The sequence below is a fragment of the Wolbachia endosymbiont (group B) of Parapoynx stratiotata genome, assembly GCF_947250635.1.
Classification (GTDB): domain Bacteria; phylum Pseudomonadota; class Alphaproteobacteria; order Rickettsiales; family Anaplasmataceae; genus Wolbachia.
In genome coordinates, this window is record NZ_OX366335.1 from 441,229 (window position 1) to 457,191 (window position 15,963).

Consider the following 15,963-nt stretch of genomic DNA (forward strand, 5'->3'; position numbering starts at 1 on the left):
TAAATATGAGCCTCAGTATCGCTTAACTTTTATGGAGCATACTTTAACTTTATTTCACTTCCACCAAGGGAATATTGTTCCAGCTATTGCTGCCATAGTTATCAATAGAAGCGTTTAGGTAATCTGTATCAAATCGTACTGGTACATCAAATTCGAAGCTTGCAGTAATTATTCTGCCTTTTGCTGGTGGTTTCATAAATGCTATTTCTCCAGTTGAATAATTCACTGAATATTTTTCTGTCTTTTCACCATCTAGGTAAATTTTTATTGTATCATGCACTGGCTTTTTAATAGTTCGTGTATGCTTGTCTTTTCCACTTATGTAAGTTTTCATCAGTTGAAAGATCGTTTTTTTATTGTCTCCTATGCCAATTTCTTGATTGATAACGGTAAAGTCTGACCAATCCTTAAAACGAAATCCTATTGCTTTACCTTTTCGTGCCTGAAAAAATGTTATGAGTTCTGTTAGCTGCTCGTTTGACCTAACTCCATAAGCTATGTTATACCTGGCACGTGCACGAGACCAATTGATATTGCGCTGCTCACAACCATTATGAGTTGTTACAACGTCAGTAGAAAATTCAGGTCCTCCAGTAGAGCCATAAGATATATTTTCTGGAAATCTAATTTCTGTAAATGACATATGTCCTCCTGTAAAAATAAAGTTGAGTTGATATAGATGAAGTAGGAAAGATCTTAAATTTTTGAAGCTGCTTTATCAATCAGGCTATAAATTTTAAATCCCGTTTCTTCTAAAAAAGTAAAGGTGTTGTTTTCTCCTACCTTACCTTTCAGTTCGTTAATGTCTTGATGACTCTGCGTTAACTGATATACACAAACACATGCAATGGCTAAAGCAACTCCAGCAAGACATGCTAAAGGAATTGGTTGGGTAAAAATAGCAACTGTAGCAAATGCTGTGAATGCTATAGCTGTTATTACAGTAGCTATGCTATAAATAGCTTCGCTTCTGTAACTATTGATTAATTTCTTTTCTATTTCCTCTTGTTGTGTTTCTTGCCCTTGTTGATGAGAAATAGTAATTACTGTATCTGTATGAATTGGCTCACTAGCGCTGGTATTAATTCTCTCTTTTTGTGTTTCATGATCTTGCACAATTGCTGATTTGCTAGTTCTGATATTATATTGTTCTTCTTGCTCTGATTGATCAGAAGCAGGAACTTCTTTCACCTCACCAAAGATTTCTTCATTAGAAACTGGTTGACTTTCTGTTATATCTTCAGAAATTTCACTTAGGAGTGGCACAAAATGCCTCATGTAATTCACTACTCCTACAGTTTTTTTGCTACTATCTATCTCTAGTTGATTGAGATTTATATCTTGTATAAAAACTTCTGGATCATCATCATGTGCTGTAATTTTAGTTACCGTAACTTTTTGACTATCTTCCTCTATTGAATAAATATAAAGTTCCACTTTGTACTTGTCGCATATCATTCTACCTTCAATGTTTGGACGACCCCATATAGGTGCGTCAGCTGTATGTGTATTAGTAATATACTCTAAATATTTGAAAAAAGACTTCGCCTTGTCTTGCTTATTAAGTCCATTTTCGCTTATTACTTCTCCATCCGGATCTTTTTGAGGTACGAAATACTCTCCGGCATCTCTTATTACCGCTTTATAAACCCACTGATCTGGCTTTTTGTTTGCTCTAGCATAATCTGCGCAGTCTTTTCTTAATGATTTTGCAGTAAAACGATAATCAGGTTTTATGTTTAATTCATTCAATCCTTGAGCCACAGAGTCAAAAAAGCAATCCCCTGTCTTTATAGCAGCCCCGATTTTTAGTTTTTCAGGATAAGCGCTCTTTAGATTATGCAATAAATCACTTGATTTTTTATTTTCTTTGATTTTTTGAAAAAGAGCAATTGGCTCTCTTACATAGTTAGAATCTCTCATGTTATAACTCCAAAATAATAATTGTATTTTAATAGATTAACCAGCCTAGGAAGGCTTATTACTTAAGGTCGTGCTGTGTTGCAAGCAAACATCACCTATTCTTCTTGAACTAATATGTAGCATATACATATTGTTACTTAGTATATCTTAACTATACTTAAACTCTCTTATGCTGTCAAGCAGGAAATTTATTAATCTTTTAACTCATTCACTTTTTTGCGTAATATATTCAAATCAGTTTTTCCTACAAAAAGACTATCTCCTATTATCAAAAAAGGTGTACCGCCTACTCCCAAATCCCTTACTAAAAGTTTGCTGTTGTTTATCATTTGCTCAATTTTGTCTGCATTATTTTTCATATAGTTATTAAAATCGTTCTCGTTAACCCCTATATTTTTCACTATACCTAATATAGTTTTGTCTGAAAATTCTCCTCTGTGATCTAGTGCAGCATAGTGAAAATCTAAGTACTTTTCTTTATCGATAAAATAAGTTGCTAAAGCACCTTTTGCTGCCTTTAAAGAATTGTTACCAAGTATTGGAGCATCCCTAAAGATATACTTAATTTTGCCATCATTGATCAATTGTTTTACATCGTTCTTTATAGCTTTGCAATATCCACAAGAATAGTCAAAAAAACCTACAGCTATGATATTGCTATTTTCATTTCCTGAGTAAGGATAAGTGGAGTCGAATATTTCATTTTTATGCTGAGAAATTTTATTTTTGGTTGCATTAGCATAACTATTTTTAGCTGACTCTTCCTGGAGAGCTTTTAGAACTCTATCAAAATTTTTACTGATGTAATTATCCAATCTCTCACCTATATAATCATCATTTAAGTTCTGACTGCGGTGTGAAAGCCAATTGTTTATTACTGGTAAACTTGCTACTGCAAGTATAAAAATCAATAAAAATGGTATTTTAGACATACACTTACTTAAAGAATACAAATTAAAGAAATGCTCAATGTTAAAACATTTTTATCAAGAAATGCAAACTTTATATATGTTATATCAGAGAATCTGGTGATATTAAGTAACGAAAACTTGTGTATAATAAGGCATTTGAGATTTAAGCAATCCTTGCCGCCACGTATAACAATTGTAACCGCGGCGGTAAAAAAGTTGATTATTTTATAACCGCCGCATATAATGCTGACAAACACGGCGGTAAATTATATGAGCGAACCAATAATTGGTAGAGAGAAAGAAATAGCCATTCTAGAAAATAAGCTTCTTTCTCAATCTGCTGAGTTTATTCCTGTTTACACTGTGAACAAAATTGCATGGATTTAATGGTTCAATAAGTGTAGGTACATAATGAAATTTTTAAAAACTCTCTTTAACTTAGCGTTACTAGTATTTTTCATGTCTACTATAGCTGAAGCAAGGTGGAGCAAGTACGAAGATGCTTCTGTTGAGGTTAAGTTTTCTAATGTTAACATTAATGTTAATAGAGATGGTACCTACGAAACGGAAGTAGAACTACAAGCAAAAATACTCAAGGAGTCTGGGCGTGATAGATTTTCTCTGTATAGTTTAATCTACAATGATGATAGTGCAGATTTGACTGTTTTAGAAGCTAAAACAGCTTATAACGGAGAGGAATATATAGTCACTGAAGACATGATAGAGGATAAACCGCTAGCTAGTCCTAGTAAAGGCTTCGATCAGCTAAGGCAAGTAACTATATCGTTTCCTAAAATAGAAATTGGTACAGAAGTATATTTAAGGTATAAACAAGTTAACAAAAAGGTTCCTGTTGATAATTTTTATGGCTTGAGCTTTTCTTATCATGGGGATTATTTACAAGCAGAAAATACTAAAATCAATTCTGAATTACCCCTGGAGATTAAAGTTAATGATCCAAGAGAAGTATTAGAAATCGCTGAGGAAAAAAATGATGATATACACTCTATAAGCATTGCTTTAAAGAAAGCAGTTTATGAAAACACAACAAATGAACCACATAATGGAATATTGAACATAAAACACAACACTTGGGTATCACTTTCAAGCTTATCTGAATGGGAGGATTTAGCTAAAAAATTAGCTCCTGGATATCATAGCGTTATCAATCAGCCGCTTCCTGCAACTTTTGAAGCTATAGCAGAATTTGCTGACAATGAGAGTACCGATGAGGAGAAAATTAATGCAGTCACTTCTTTATTGAATGAAAAAGTTCAGTACATGGGAGACTGGCGTACAGTGTCAGGAAAATTTTTTCCGAGAGATTTGGAGAAAATTGCTGATTCTCAAGTCGGGGATTGCAAAGACTTTTCTGCTAGCACGGCTGCTATTCTGCAAAAACTTGGTTATAAAGTTCAACCTATTTTAGTTATGAGAGGAACTACTAGCACTTCTAATCCTGAAGCATTACCTAATATGGGTAATTTTAATCATGTGATGCTCAAAGTAACAAATAGAGATGGAAAAATATATTGGATCGATCCAACTAATACCGTCAGTATGGCACGGGGTATTTTTCCAGACATTGCTGATAGGAACGCTCTAGTACTCGATTCTGAGGAAGCAGATTACATAAAGATTCCTGCTGTACAAGGTGAAAATTCAAAAGTGATATCCCATAGTGAATTAACTATAGAAGATAACGTTGTAAATGAATATGGCCAGCTTACCGTGCAAGGGGAAGCAGCCTTAGGCTTAACAGGTGTTGGATTATATTATTCAGATGAGCAATTAAGAGATTCTGTTTTTCGTATGATTAGTGGAGTATATCTTGATGAAGAAGAAAAGAAGTTCTTAGAATTGCCTGACCTTACCTTGCGTAATGTAGAGGATCTGACAATTAAATATGAGTTTCAGCAAAAAAATAAGATTTTTAAGACAAATTTAGGGCCAGCTTTGAATTTAGGAGATAATTGGCTTAATGATGTTGTCAATACAGCTTCTGACCAAGTGTCAGACCTTTTTATTGGTGTTCCTAAAACTAAGGAAAGCCATATGATAATAAAAGATATCAAAATTAAAAACTGTGAAAATTTGAATTTTGAAATAGATTCTCCTTGGTTATATGTAAATAGGTTCTGTAAATATAAAAATGATGGAACCGAATTTAGCAATTTAATAACCATAAAGAAAAGCTTTATTACCAATGAAGAATTAAAGACTGCTGAATATAAAAACTTAAAAAGCGAATTGGAGAATAATTTTTCTAGAGCCTCTATAATAATAAGTGAATGAGTTGTGCTGGGAAAAGCACTTCTTAAAAGGCTTAAAATTTTTAAAATATGTACAATAACTTACGCGACTTCATCAGAGCATTAGAAGAAAAAAAAGATCTAATTAGAATTAAAAAAGAAGTTTCAACTATTCTTGAAATGACAGAAATTCATCGTAGGGTTTTGTCAAACAAGGGACCAGCTATCATCTTTGAAAATGTTGTCACAGAAAATGGCAAAAATTCAATTCCCGTTTTAGTGAATTTATTTGGTACTATTGAGAGAATTGCATTCGGACTTGGTATAAATTCTGATGAATTAAGGGATCTGGGTAAACTTCTAGCATTTTTGCGATCACCTGAGCCGCCAAAAACCTTCAAAGATGCTGTGAAAATGTTTCCTCTACTAAAAGTTGTATTGTCGATGCGGAGCAAAGTTGTGAGCAAAGCCCCATGTCAAGAGCTGGTGCTAACTGGGGATAAGGTGGATCTTAGTTTGCTACCTATTCAGACATGCTGGCCAAACGAGCCTGCACCGCTTATCACTTGGCCACTTGTGGTAACAAAAGGACCAACAGCAGACAAGCAAGATAATTTCAATCTTGGAATATATCGTATGCAGGTTGTGAATAAAAAAACGACTCTCATGCGCTGGCTTGCACATCGTGGTGGTGCAGGTCACCATAAACGGTGGAAGGAGAGGGGGCAAAATATGAAGTTTCCTGCGGCTGCTGTGATTGGTAGCGATCCTGCAACGATTATTGCTGCGGTAACTCCGGTGCCGGAGACTTTATCAGAATACCAATTTGCCGGGCTGCTGCGAAAAAAAACACTTGAGCTTGTAAATTGTAAAACTATTCCTCTTCAGGTTCCAGCTCATGCAGAAATTGTTTTGGAAGGATATGTAAGTTTGGATAATTACCAAGATGAAGGGCCATATGGAGACCATACCGGTTACTATAATGCTGTTGAACAGTTTCCTGAGTTTAACATCACTGCAATTACAATGCGCAAAGATCCAATTTATCTCAGCACTTTTACTGGCAAACCACCTGATGAACCATCAATTCTTGGTGAAGCACTCAACGAAATCTTTGTGCCGATTCTCATCAATCAGTTTCCGGAGATAGTAGATTTTTATCTGCCCCCAGAAGGTTGTTCATATAGAATAGCGGTAGTGTCGATAAAAAAGGCTTATCCAGGGCATGCAAAAAGAATTATTATGGGCATACTCGCTTTTCTCAAACAGTTCTTATACACCAAATTTATTATAGTTGTTGATGATGATATAAATGTACGTGATTGGAAGGAAGTAATGTGGGCAGTTTCAACAAGAATGGACCCTGTACGTGATACAATCATGATAGAGAATGCTCCAATTGATTATTTAGACTTCGCTTCTCCTGAAAGTGGTCTCGGAGGTAAAATAGGGTTTGATGCAACAAACAAACTTCCACCTGAAACCAAACGAGAATGGGGAAGAAAAATTGAAATGAGCGAGGAAATAATAAAGAAAGTTACAGAGAAGTGGAAGGAATATGGGTTGACAGATGATTAAACTATGATGTAGACTACCGCCGTGTATTTAGGTGTGGTTTGTGAGGCTTTTATATCTTTTATTTTTGTCGGCATGTTTTTCTCTGTATTACTATGTGGGTCCTACATTCTCGCCTTGCCCAAAAGCAACAGTTTGCTTCTCACCTGAACAAGACTGTGCTGTACCGATAATCAGCGAGATAGACCAATCTAAAGAATCTATCTTAGTTCAAGAATATACATTTACTCTTGGAACAGTTGCAAAATCTTTGATTAACGCCAAAGAGCGTGGTGTTGATGTTAAAGTCATTTTAGATAAATCACAACTCCATTCAAAATATAGTGTCATAAGCGAATTGTTTTCAAATGGAATACCGATTTGGATCGATAATAAGCCAAAAATTGCTCATAATAAGGTAATAATTGTTGATAATCAAAAAGTCATCACAGGATCGTTTAACCTCAGTAAGACAGCTGAAAAGGGAAACGCTGAAAATTTATTAATTATTGAAAATTATCCTGAATTAGTCCAGCAGTATGTGAAGAACTGGGAAATACGAATGTCACAATCCTATCAATATGCTCCCTAGATACTTGATATCAAAAAAAGTCTTTTTATTGATAGATGTAATTTCTTGTGAGATAATAAATTAAAAGGTTTTAAGGGGTAGGTAATGGATTACATAAATGATGCTGCTGATAGTTACGCTGCCATTCATGATTTTTTTCAAAATAATGGTGTTGGAGATTACAAAGTTCAATGCAATTATGGTGGTGTACCGTATGCTACTGACGAATATGTACATTCTGGAGACAAATTTTGGAGCAATAATTTTATAGACTCACATTTTGGAAGGGAAATAAAAATGTATCCTCAAAGTGAGCTTTTAGCTAAAGAGTATGCTGGGAATACACTACCGGTTTCAATATCACTAAACGAGGATCTAATAAAAATAAAAGAATGTCAGAAAAAAACTAAATTTGTAGAACTAGAAGGTGAATCAGGTGATATAGTATATGATAAGCAAAAACATATAAAGTACTACACGACAAAGTTATCATATGACGATGTTTCTGTTCATAATAAAAACAAATTTTCAATACTGAATATTAGATATGATATGCCAAATGATCCGAGATACAGTTTAAACATAGCCTTCACAAAGGTTAATGATAATCAACCAGGGTTTTGGCAAAAATTTAAAAATATGTTTTAATAAAGTAGCTTCTCAATCAGGAATATTCTGGTGGAAAATGAATATCTACTTAGTAATGAATTTGGTAAGTAGCTACTAAGTTTTTCTTATATCTATACAACGAAGGTTTGCTGGTCTTACATTTATTCTCTGCAAGACAAAAAATTCACATAATTGTACATAGTATGGAATAAATAAACTTCCACTATATTTTTCGATTAAACTTACCTTTTCTCTATTGAACAGATTTCGTATTAAATCTTAAGCTCAACGCACCTAAATATATAAGCATTCCCAGCAAAATCATAGGTATAGAAAGAAATTGTCCCATAGTTAAATTGAACCATAAATAGCCAATTTGATAGTCTGGCTCGCGGAAAAATTCAACCACAAAACGTGCTATTCCATACCACATAACTGCAACTCCAGTTGTTGCACCATAATACAATCTCATTTTGTTCAAGAAAAATAGTGAATTTACAACTACGAAAAGTAGCGCTCCTTCAAAAAATGCCTCATAAAGTTGGCTTGGATGGCGCAATAAATTATCACCACTTTCTGGAAATACCATACCCCATTGCATAGTTGTAACTCTGCCAAATAACTCTCCATTTATAAAATTACCTATGCGACCTAGGAACAAACCTATCGGAACTCCACAAGAAATTAGATCCAGTGTGTAAAATATAGGAATGTTATGTCTTCTACAGGAGATTATTACTGCAAGCAAAACTCCTATAGCACCACCATGAAATGACATTCCTCCTTCCCAGGTCTTTAATATCTCAATAGGGCTGCTTATATAAAAAACTGGATCATATATCAACACGTAGCCAAGCCTGCCCCCAAGAATAACGCCTATAATAGTAGTTGTTAATAACGAATCGTAAAAATTCTTAGTAAATATTTTTTGATTGTCTAGCTTATGTAAATACCAATATGCAAAAACTATACCAAAAACATATGCTAAAGAATACCAATATATAGAAACAGGACCGATGCTAAAAATAATTGGACTTAAAGACATATTTTACTACAAATTATTCTTAGACAATCTACTTTTCTCACGGTCCCACTCTCTCTGCTTTATGGTTGCTCTCTTATCGTAGAGTTTTTTTCCTTTAACAATAGCAATTTTAGTTTTTGCCAACCCTTTATCATTAAAATAGATAGAAAGTGGCACAACAGTTATTCCAGAGGTTTTGATTTGACCAATCAGCTTATTTATCTCTTTTTTATGCAAAAGCAATTTACGTTCTCTTTTTGGCTTGTGATTCTTTTGGTTCGCAGCTTTATACTCTGCAATATGCATATTGTTTAGCCATATTTCACCTTTTTTTTCAGTAACGTAAGCATCAGAAATGTTTGCTTTTCTTTCCCTTAGTGATTTCACTTCACTACTTAAGAGGATCATACCTGCTTCAAATTCTTCTAAGATAAAGTATTCAAACCTTGCTTTTCTATTTTCTGCAATAACTTCCATATCTAAAGATATCTTTAAGCTTCAATATATTACAGAACTTTTGGTTTAATTCATAACAAAACAATTATCTCAGTAAATGCAAGTTTGGTTAAAAAAGCTCCAATCTTCCTGCAAGTGTAATTTGTTCCACTCTTCCTACTGCCATTTCAGCCCTAGGACTAGCATTACCTGACAAAGAACTTATCACATCTTTACAACCCCATTCAGTAACAAGATGCAAAGGAGTTTGTCCATTATTATTCTGCGCATCAACATATGCTCCGTGTTCAATTAGAGTTCTTACTATATTTTCATTACCACCTTCAGCAGCAAAGTGTAAGGGAGTATATCCATCATTGTCGCACGCATTAACATTTGCTCTACTTTCAATTAAAATATCTAATATGCCTTTGTGGTTCCATTCAGCAGCAAAATGTAAAGGAGTGCATCCATCGCTGTCCCATGCATCAACATATGCTCCATATTCAATTAGAGCTATTACTATGTTCTCATAGCCACTCTTAGCAGCAAAATGCAACAATGTAGTTTCTACAGGATCTAGATCACTATGTGTAGTGAATATATGATTGATATTAAATCCACTATCTTCCCACCTCCGTAAATCAATTCTTTCTAATTTTATTTTTATTCGTTCAACTATGTTGTTCTTGCTTAAACCTGAAGTATCATTTATTTCTTCAAGCATTTTTAGAAAATCATCAAGCGTCATAATCTCCACCACTTATTAAAATAACTTGGTTATTATGTTCTTTGACACAAAAATCAAGAACTTTTTATTTTCCTAAAAAATCATTTAAGTTATACTCCAAATCATGAAAGTCAGGCAAAATATTAAGTTTTTTTCTCTATCATTTGTGATTTTGTCTTCTCTATGGATTACATTGTCTGGTTATTTTGAGCCTTTTTTTATTCTCTGTGGAGTATTTTCTTCTGTGTTCACATTGATTATCTTTAAAAGGTTAATTGATGCTGAAAGTGCCCTTAGTCAAATTCTAAATGATAGTGGTAGGCTGTCACTTTATCAGCTTATAAGTTATATGCCTTGGCTAATGTACCAAATTATTTTGTCAAGTATTTATGTAACAAAAAAGGTGCTACGATTCAAATCTACAGTTGAGCCAATTGTTATTGTAAGAGAATGCATAGGACATAATGATAAGACCATTGCATTATTTGCTAACTCGGTTACGATTACTCCTGGAACTTTAACTATCAATGTTGAAAAGAAGCAGAAAACATATTTATCTACCATATGCTTGATAGATAAAGATCTTGAAAGTGGCATTTCTGAAATAGAAGGTAAAGTCTTAAAAATGCTACACCTAGTTAAGTAATTGCTTTAAATAAGTTAACAGCGTCTCTGTATTCTCTTCTTAGGCTTTCAAGCATTTCTTTTGGAAGGCTATCAATAACAGTAGAACATAAATAATTGTACAAATCTTCTAGCCTTGATATGTTATTTTTCTTCTTGCTGTTGAATTTGTACGGAAAAATGCCCTCCATAATTTCAATATCAACAACCTTATTTAAAAATGCATTTTCACTTGTTATGCTTATTCTTGTAAGTATAGTATTAATTTCAGGTTCATTACTCGTATAAATATCTGATAATTCTGCCATTTTAATGACGTATAAAGTTACTACTTTTGATAAACAATTATCAGAATATTCACAATTTTTTATTACCTCCCACTGAGTAACCTGAGACTTGCTTGTTTTTGCATTGCTTGGTAATTTATTCATTGAATTTTCTCCATTTAATTCAGTGTAGTAAATTATACTAATACTTTGTTAAATAAATAATAACGCAGCCATAAAAATATGCATTTATTTACCATAAATTGTATAATATTCCTAAAATTAAATGTTAAAGTTACTTCAAACTGAATGATTTCTTTAATTCCATATTATCCAGCAGTGTAAAATATTGCTACACAATAGTATTTATTCTAAAATAAACTTTCCTTTTGAGCTATTTTATTAATATCCATTCTTACGGCTGCACTAAAATGAAAAAGATAAAACTCGGAATAATAATTTCAGGTAGAGGATCAAACATGCAGGCTTTAATAGAAGCATGTCAAGATCAGAATTTCCCTGCTGAAACTGTGTGTGTTATCACAAATAATAGTGAAGCTGGAGGCCTTAAAATAGCAAAGCAAGCAGGAGTTTCAGCGTTTGTTGTTGAAGATAAGCCACTTGATACTGATAAAATTCATGAAATACTTGTTCAACATAAGGTTGATTTAATTTGCCTTGCAGGGTTTATGAGAATTATAAAGGCCAATTTCCTGAATAAATGGCATAACAAAGTTATAAATATTCATCCCTCTTTACTTCCGTCATTTAAGGGCCTAAATGCTCAGGAGCAAGCTCTGAAAGCGGGTGTAAAAATTACAGGATGTACTGTGCATTATGTTACTCCTGAAATTGATGCTGGAGCCATAATCGCTCAAGCTACTGTTCCAGTATTACCAAATGATGATGTTCACAGTCTCTCAGAGCGCATTCTAGCTGAAGAGCACAAGTGTTATGTGGAAGCAGTAAAATCAATAGCAGAAAGTATTAATTATTGACCTTGAGCGTTTCTTCCAACTTCAACAAAGAATAAATTTTCAGGTTCCAGTAAAGAACTTGCCAGTTCGTTTACTTCCTCTAATTTAATATTATTAATGGTATTTTTATAATTATTTATACTGTTAACATCACGATCCTCTATCTGCATACTATCTAGCAACGTTGCTGTATTCGCATTATTGGATAGAAAAGAGAAGATAAGGTTATTTACTAAACTGGTTTTTGCATCCTTGAATAATTGTTCGTCAATTCCTTCCTTTTTTATTCTGCTAAATGTATCTTTTACTGCTGATATAGCTTTGCTAACAGTAGAGCTATCGGTGCTCATAAACCCAAATATAACATTTCCATGTTTATTGGTAACATTACGTGCACTAATACCATAAGTAATACCTAGATTTTGTCTCAACTCTTTCATCAGTATTGAGTTTAGACTCATACCACCAAGCGCATTAATCAAAACACTAGCATTATAGTAATTAGGGTCTTCATATGCTATGCCTTTTTGAGCAAAAAATATTACACTCTGTGGTATATCCATAAAAACGCTCTTACTTTCTGCAGGCCCAAATTCATTTTTTACAGGTATCTTTCTAACTTTTGATCTTTTTGATGGTAATTTAGATAAATACTTATCTAGCAATCCACTAACTTCTTCTTTTGTTGCACAACCAACAACACTAATAACGATATTATCCTTAGTAAAACTACGCTTTATGTATGTTAAAACATCATCTCTAGTAATGTTCATTATAGTGTCTAGAGTTCCATATGGATCTCTTGAGTAAGGATGTTTTTTGAACAACAATGTATCTAACTCTTTTGCAGCAATAAAATAAGGGTCTTTTTCAAAATTATTAAAGTTTACTTTGACTTTTTCGAATACTCTATTTAATCCCTCAGGATCAACTTTAGGGCGCATTATAGCATCACTCAGTAGTGAAATTGCATCCTCTAGATTCTCAGATAAAGTATTTAATGAAACCCTAAATGCTTCTAAATTAGCAATAAAATTTAAACTAATTCCTTTATCCTCAAGCTTTTTCGCAAAATCTTTGGCATCATTTTTTCCTGCTCCTTCTTGAATTACAAGAGAAGTAAACCAAGCAAGCCCATGTTTTTCCGCGTTTTCGTGTGCGTAGCCTGCATCTTTGAACGATATATTGAGTGAAACTTTTGGTAAATCGAAATTTTCAACAAATAAAAACTTAAGCCCTTTATTAGTAGTAACCTCCTCTATATTTAAGTGACTGCTTGCTTGCAAATTAAAGCCTAGACAGAAAAAAAATAGAAATACATATTTACTTATCTTCATTATTACCTCCTTTTGGTAGCAAACGACCAACTAATTTATTAGTAGAAAAGATAGCGTGAACTTTATTATTTACATCCTCTAGATTGACATCATTAATTTTGCTATATGAAATGTCTATTTCATCAAGTGGAATACCTAGTGCTAGACGTGGTATATAAAACATTGCTATATTAGTTAAATCAGATAGACTATCAAGCTGTGCTGCTTTGTATTTAGACTTTGTACTTTGCAACTCTTCACTTGTTATTCCTTCAGAGTTAAAGTGATTAATAGAATTTTCTAACTCTCTTGCAACAGCATCCAAATTCACCCCGCTTTTTGGAGTTACCCGAATCTCAATGTAACCATTACTAAAAGCTAAGCTATTATAATAAGCAAACACTTCTACTGCTACATTCTTATCTAGAACTAAATCTTTATATAGCTTACTAGACTTGCCATTCCCCAAAACATCAACTGCCAAATCAACAGGAAAAGTTTCACTTATTTGCTCAAATAAAGGAACACTATAGCGAAAGTATAAAACTGGCTCTTTTACTTCAGTGCTTTCTAAAATTACCGATATATCTGCATTATGTATTGAATCTTGGTTCGGATAATGCTTAACTACAGGCTCAGCTTTAATTGCACCATATTTTTCCTTTGCTAATCCCGCTACTTCTTCAAATTCTACATCACCAACAACGAGCAGTATAGCATTACCTGGATGATAATAGTTATCATGAAACCTTGTTATGTCATCTTGATTGTAAGTTTTAATATCGCTCTCCCAACCAATAACAGACCTACCATAGCCATTACGATAAAATGCACTGTTCATTTCCTCCCATAGTAAAGCTTCAGGATTATTATCAAATCTCATCTTTCTTTCTTCTAATACGATATTTTTTTCTCTATTTATTTTGTCTTGAGTAACATCAAAATTGCCCATTCTATCTGCTTCAATTTCCATTGCTAGTGGTAAATCTTTTTTGAGAACTAATTCGTAGTAGCAGGTGTATTCTTTAGTGGTAAAAGCATTAAATTGGGCCCCAATGCTGCCCAAAGTGGATTCTATGTCTTTAAATTTTCCTGTAGTTTCAAACATTAAGTGTTCAAAGTAGTGAGCCAAGCCTGCTTTGCCAATTGGGTCATCCATTCCCCCAACTTTATATATTATTGCATGAAAAACAGCTGGAATTCGGTGATTAGGTACTACATAAACATCCAATCCGTTACTGAGCTTAGCATGCTTTATGATTTCAGCTTCCAAAGAAATCGGACAAATGAAAAAAAACACAGATAGTATAAAAAAACTAAAGAATTTGCGAAGCATTATTTCATTCCTCATTTTGCTTAGAGATAGACCTATCATATATATACCACTTATATAACAATGTACACATTCCACAAACTATAGATAGATCTGCTAAATTAAAGGCTGGCCAATACCAATCATTGATATGAAAATATATGAAGTCATATACAGCTCCCCAATAGATTCTATCAATTACATTTCCGATCGCTCCACCAATCATCAGAGAAAAACTAAGGTAAATTGACTTATCATTAGATTTATATATCAAGTATGCAAGTATACCAATTATTAATATTGAACATGCTGAAAAAAAGAAGCTGCCATGCGGCAGAGTACTACACATTCCAAAGCTAATTCCTGAATTCCAAACTTCAACTAATTTCATAAAACTAGTAATCTCGATTGACTCCCCCTCATCAATCAAAGAGTTTATATACAATTTACTTGTTTGATCGAATGATACTATAATCAATATAATAACTAAACATATCCTTTTCATAAATTTATCTTAACTGGTAAGCCTTCATTATATCACGATCTATCTGTTTTGTTAACTCGTTAATACTATGGAATTTTTTTTCTGCCCTAATAAATTTTAAAAGTTGTATATCAACCTTAAAATTGTATACATTTTCGTTGAAGTCAAATATATGCATTTCTACTATAGGTTTTTTTAAGTCCTTAAATGTAGGTCTCATACCAATGTTGACTACTCCATATAGCCAACTTGAACTATTTTCAGAAAATGCAACTTTGGCGTAATATGTACCAAGCTTAGGTTTTATCATGTAATCTTCTATCGGAATGTTTATGGTTGGAAACCCTATTTCTCTACCTCTACATGCACCTTTTGTTACAATACCAGAAACTTGATAAGACCTACCAAGCAATTTATTAGCAATTTCTATTTCTCCTTTTTGTAAACACTCCCTGATTGAGGAAGAAGAGCAAATTTTTCTATCGATTATCAATGGCTCTAATTTAGTTAAAGAATATTCATACATCTGAGAATATTTTTCTAGAGTTAATATGTTACCCAATCGTTTGTGACCAAAAGTACAACTTTCTCCAACAGTTATATGTTTAGCACCATACTTCTTTACCAAAATCTTACCAATAAAGTCATCGCAGCTAACCTCAGAAAAACCTCTACTAAAATTAATAATATACAAGTAATCTATACCATAGCTGCTGATTAGTTCCTTTTTTTGTTCTTGATCTATTAACCTAAAATTGTTCCTACTAAATAAAACAGTTGATGGGTGAGGCTCAAAAGTTAAAACTGCAGAGGGTAATCCTCTTTCTTGTGCTACCTTCTTTAGATTGGAAATTGCAAACTTATGTCCTAAATGAACGCCATCGAAATTTCCGAAAGTTAGTGCCACATTATCTTTTATCCCTTGCTCACAGTTGTAAATAATTTTCATACAATTTGATATTTTATATATATTTT

Annotated in this window: 18 protein-coding genes; 7 read left to right on the forward strand and 11 right to left on the reverse strand. The window is 33.2% G+C overall.

What is annotated here, in order from left to right; translation table 11 throughout:
- Nucleotides 1–49: 49 nt before the first annotated feature.
- The 3 genes from OOT12_RS01990 to OOT12_RS02000 form a co-directional block, all read right to left on the reverse strand.
- Nucleotides 50–643: a TIGR02217 family protein gene (locus OOT12_RS01990; RefSeq protein ID WP_264376292.1), complete on the reverse strand. Its 594-nt coding sequence runs from the start codon at nucleotides 641–643 to the stop codon at nucleotides 50–52.
- 53 nt (nucleotides 644–696) lie between these two features.
- Nucleotides 697–1,923 (reverse strand): OTU domain-containing protein, encoded by a 1,227-nt coding sequence (locus OOT12_RS01995; RefSeq protein ID WP_264374953.1) that lies wholly within the window; start codon nucleotides 1,921–1,923, stop codon nucleotides 697–699.
- Between the two features lie 191 nt (nucleotides 1,924–2,114).
- Nucleotides 2,115–2,855, reverse strand: coding sequence for a DsbA family protein (locus OOT12_RS02000; protein WP_264685350.1), 741 nt, complete (start codon nucleotides 2,853–2,855; stop codon nucleotides 2,115–2,117).
- Between the two features lie 222 nt (nucleotides 2,856–3,077).
- Here OOT12_RS02000 and OOT12_RS02005 point away from each other — a divergent pair, with 222 nt between their 5' ends.
- The 5 genes from OOT12_RS02005 (at nucleotide 3,078) to OOT12_RS02025 (ending at nucleotide 7,859) form a co-directional block, all read left to right on the forward strand.
- Nucleotides 3,078–3,221 carry a hypothetical protein gene (locus tag OOT12_RS02005; protein ID WP_264374951.1) on the forward strand — a complete coding sequence of 48 codons (144 nt, stop codon included), beginning with the start codon at nucleotides 3,078–3,080 and terminating at the stop codon, nucleotides 3,219–3,221.
- A gap of 24 nt (nucleotides 3,222–3,245) precedes the next feature.
- Nucleotides 3,246–5,129 (forward strand): DUF3857 domain-containing protein, encoded by a 1,884-nt coding sequence (locus OOT12_RS02010; RefSeq protein WP_264374950.1) that lies wholly within the window; start codon nucleotides 3,246–3,248, stop codon nucleotides 5,127–5,129.
- A 47-nt stretch (nucleotides 5,130–5,176) separates the two neighbouring features.
- Entirely contained in the window at nucleotides 5,177–6,664 is a 1,488-nt protein-coding gene (locus OOT12_RS02015) for a UbiD family decarboxylase (RefSeq protein WP_264374949.1), read from the forward strand.
- A gap of 40 nt (nucleotides 6,665–6,704) precedes the next feature.
- Nucleotides 6,705–7,232, forward strand: a complete 528-nt coding sequence (locus tag OOT12_RS02020; protein WP_264374948.1) for a phospholipase D family nuclease — start codon at nucleotides 6,705–6,707, stop codon at nucleotides 7,230–7,232.
- A gap of 84 nt (nucleotides 7,233–7,316) precedes the next feature.
- Nucleotides 7,317–7,859, forward strand: coding sequence for a hypothetical protein (locus OOT12_RS02025; RefSeq protein ID WP_264374947.1), 543 nt, complete (start codon nucleotides 7,317–7,319; stop codon nucleotides 7,857–7,859).
- Between the two features lie 214 nt (nucleotides 7,860–8,073).
- Here OOT12_RS02025 and lgt read toward each other — a convergent pair whose 3' ends face one another.
- The 3 genes from lgt to OOT12_RS02040 form a co-directional block, all read right to left on the reverse strand.
- Nucleotides 8,074–8,865, reverse strand: a complete 792-nt coding sequence (gene lgt, locus OOT12_RS02030; RefSeq protein WP_264374946.1) for a prolipoprotein diacylglyceryl transferase — start codon at nucleotides 8,863–8,865, stop codon at nucleotides 8,074–8,076.
- A 6-nt stretch (nucleotides 8,866–8,871) separates the two neighbouring features.
- Nucleotides 8,872–9,321, reverse strand: a complete 450-nt coding sequence (gene smpB / locus OOT12_RS02035; protein ID WP_015587785.1) for an SsrA-binding protein SmpB — start codon at nucleotides 9,319–9,321, stop codon at nucleotides 8,872–8,874.
- Nucleotides 9,322–9,409: 88 nt separating this feature from the next.
- Nucleotides 9,410–10,030, reverse strand: coding sequence for an ankyrin repeat domain-containing protein (locus tag OOT12_RS02040; RefSeq protein ID WP_264374945.1), 621 nt, complete (start codon nucleotides 10,028–10,030; stop codon nucleotides 9,410–9,412).
- Nucleotides 10,031–10,133: 103 nt separating this feature from the next.
- Here OOT12_RS02040 and OOT12_RS02045 point away from each other — a divergent pair, with 103 nt between their 5' ends.
- Nucleotides 10,134–10,655, forward strand: coding sequence for a Na+/H+ antiporter subunit E (locus OOT12_RS02045; RefSeq protein ID WP_264374944.1), 522 nt, complete (start codon nucleotides 10,134–10,136; stop codon nucleotides 10,653–10,655).
- Here OOT12_RS02045 and OOT12_RS02050 read toward each other — a convergent pair.
- A complete protein-coding gene (locus tag OOT12_RS02050) occupies nucleotides 10,648–11,064 on the reverse strand; it encodes a hypothetical protein (RefSeq protein WP_007301944.1) in 417 nt (138 codons plus the stop codon). The two genes, OOT12_RS02045 and OOT12_RS02050, sit on opposite strands and share 8 nt — an antisense overlap.
- Nucleotides 11,065–11,330: 266 nt before the next feature.
- On the opposite strand from OOT12_RS02050, the gene purN reads away from it, so the two are divergent.
- Nucleotides 11,331–11,897 (forward strand): phosphoribosylglycinamide formyltransferase, encoded by a 567-nt coding sequence (gene purN / locus OOT12_RS02055; protein ID WP_264374943.1) that lies wholly within the window; start codon nucleotides 11,331–11,333, stop codon nucleotides 11,895–11,897.
- Here the strand turns inward: purN and OOT12_RS02060 are convergent.
- From OOT12_RS02060 to ribF, 4 genes are read right to left on the reverse strand one after another with little or no spacing between them, the layout of a single operon-like run.
- A complete protein-coding gene (locus tag OOT12_RS02060; protein WP_264374942.1) occupies nucleotides 11,891–13,213 on the reverse strand; it encodes a M16 family metallopeptidase in 1,323 nt (440 codons plus the stop codon). The two genes, purN and OOT12_RS02060, sit on opposite strands and share 7 nt — an antisense overlap.
- Entirely contained in the window at nucleotides 13,200–14,528 is a 1,329-nt protein-coding gene (locus tag OOT12_RS02065) for a M16 family metallopeptidase (protein WP_264685351.1), read from the reverse strand. The genes OOT12_RS02060 and OOT12_RS02065 overlap by 14 nt, the downstream gene beginning before the upstream one ends.
- A gap of 4 nt (nucleotides 14,529–14,532) precedes the next feature.
- Entirely contained in the window at nucleotides 14,533–15,009 is a 477-nt protein-coding gene (gene lspA, locus OOT12_RS02070) for a signal peptidase II (protein ID WP_007301940.1), read from the reverse strand.
- Nucleotides 15,010–15,013: 4 nt separating this feature from the next.
- Complete coding sequence (ribF, locus tag OOT12_RS02075) at nucleotides 15,014–15,937, reverse strand: riboflavin biosynthesis protein RibF (RefSeq protein ID WP_264374940.1); 924 nt, start codon at nucleotides 15,935–15,937, stop codon at nucleotides 15,014–15,016.
- Nucleotides 15,938–15,963: the final 26 nt, after the last annotated feature.